A 906-nucleotide genomic window follows, 5' to 3' on the forward strand; every position below is an offset into this window, starting at 1 on the left:
TGAGGCTTATTCATAAGGGGTGTCCCGCAGCCAAAAACAGCAACCCCCGCACCACCGAAAACACCCGCCGGTACACCTCCAACGGTCGCCTGAACCCCGAATGCAGCACACGCCAGGTTTTGATCTGAGCAATCACCCGCTCCACCACCGACCGCAACCGATTAATCACCCGATTATTTCGCTTCTGCTCCTTGGTGAGCTTCTGCCCAGGCTTACGCCTGGTCGGGGCTGCTAACCCCAGCCCCACATAGCCCTTATCAGCCAAAGTCGAAGAATCCAGCAGCTTCTCAAGCCCATGAGCCCGAAAAGCATGAGCATCATGCCTAGCCCCAGGTAGCGGGTCGGTGATAGCCAGGAGCCTACCGTCAAGGGTGCAAATGACCTGGTGGTTGAACCCGGCTCGTTTATGCTTACCCGAAAAGTTTGTTTTTCCTAGTGAACGCCAGTTCCAGGTGGGCACCAGAGTGCCGTCAATCACCAGAGAACCAGGTACGTTCAGTCGCTTTTCCAAGGACTTCTCCAGGGGCTTGAGGACCTTCAAAAGGGCTTGCTCGATGGTGTTGATGGTTCGTGAGATGGTGGGCTGAGAGACTCGGGCAAAGTGGGCTAGGGTTTCTTGGGTGATGTTTTGTCGGTAGCTGAGCAGGGTGACTTTAAGGGCCTTAGCTAGGGTGAGCCTGCGGGGTTTTTGGTCTGGTTTGACCCAGGTGAGGTGCTCGGCGAGGGTTGTGAGGAGCGTGGCGAATTGCGTGGCGGTGAGGCCGGTTGTACGCTGGTGTAGCAACGGTTCTTCCGGTATGGCTTGAGGTTATTTGTAGTGATTTAACCCTTTTATTTTTGCCGCTGGTGGGGCCGTTGTCTAGTTGGTGGGGGGTGGGGGTGTTGACCCCCTTATGAATAACCCTC

Annotated in this window: 1 protein-coding gene; it reads right to left on the reverse strand. The window is 55.7% G+C overall.

Annotated elements, in window-relative coordinates:
- Positions 1-10: 10 nt before the first annotated feature.
- Positions 11-784 (reverse strand): transposase family protein, encoded by a 774-nt coding sequence (locus tag ACED88_RS10720; protein ID WP_421084534.1) that lies wholly within the window; start codon positions 782-784, stop codon positions 11-13.
- Positions 785-906: the final 122 nt, after the last annotated feature.

Source organism: Rothia sp. 11273D007AR (genome assembly GCF_053547255.1).